The sequence below is a fragment of the Kitasatospora nipponensis genome, from assembly GCF_039528135.1.
GTDB lineage: Bacteria > Actinomycetota > Actinomycetes > Streptomycetales > Streptomycetaceae > Kitasatospora > Kitasatospora nipponensis.
On record NZ_BAAALF010000698.1, the window covers coordinates 1 to 723 of the forward strand.

A 723-nucleotide genomic window follows, 5' to 3' on the forward strand; every position below is an offset into this window, starting at 1 on the left:
ACGCCCACCCCCGGCCTGCCCGAGTTCAAGCCCGCCGACTTCGCGACCTCCCGCGACACCCTGTACCTGCTCAGCAAGGACGGCGGCGGCAACGCCGGGGCGATCATCGCGGCCGCGGCCGACGCGGTGATGCGCGCCGCGGTGATCGTCGCCGAGCGCTCCGGCGGACGGCTCGACCCGCCCGCACTGTGCGTCCTCGACGAGGCCGCCAACGTCTGCCGGATCAGCGACCTCCCCGACTTGTACTCGCACTTGGGCAGTCGCGGTGTCATCCCGATGACGATCCTGCAGTCCTACCGGCAGGGCCAAAAATGCTGGGGTGAGGCCGGCATGGACTCGCTGTGGAGCGCCGCTACCGTCAAGATCATCGGCAGCGGCATCGACGACAGCGACTTCGCGGACCGCCTGTCCCGCCTGATCGGCGACCACGACGTGCAGACCACCTCCGTCTCCACCAGCGACGGCGGCAAGTCCACCTCCATCTCGATGCGCACCGAACGGATCCTGCCCCCGGACGCCATCCGCGCGCTGCCCAAGGGCAAGGCGCTCCTGTTCGCGACCGGTCTTCGAGCGGCGATGCTCGAGCTTCGGCCCTGGTACAAGGAGCCCTCCGCGAAGGAGATCGGCCCGGCCTCCGCGCGCGCGACGAAGGCGATCACCGAGCGGGCCATCGCCAAGACCGCCAGCCGTGACGACTTCGGGCTGTCGGCATGAGCGCCCCGC

Annotated in this window: 1 protein-coding gene; it reads left to right on the forward strand. The window is 70.5% G+C overall.

Annotated features, from left to right (window positions below):
• On the forward strand, window positions 1-714 hold a 714-nt coding region (locus ABD323_RS42800), incomplete at its 5' end, for a type IV secretory system conjugative DNA transfer family protein (protein WP_344447442.1).
• Window positions 715-723 lie beyond the last annotated feature (9 nt).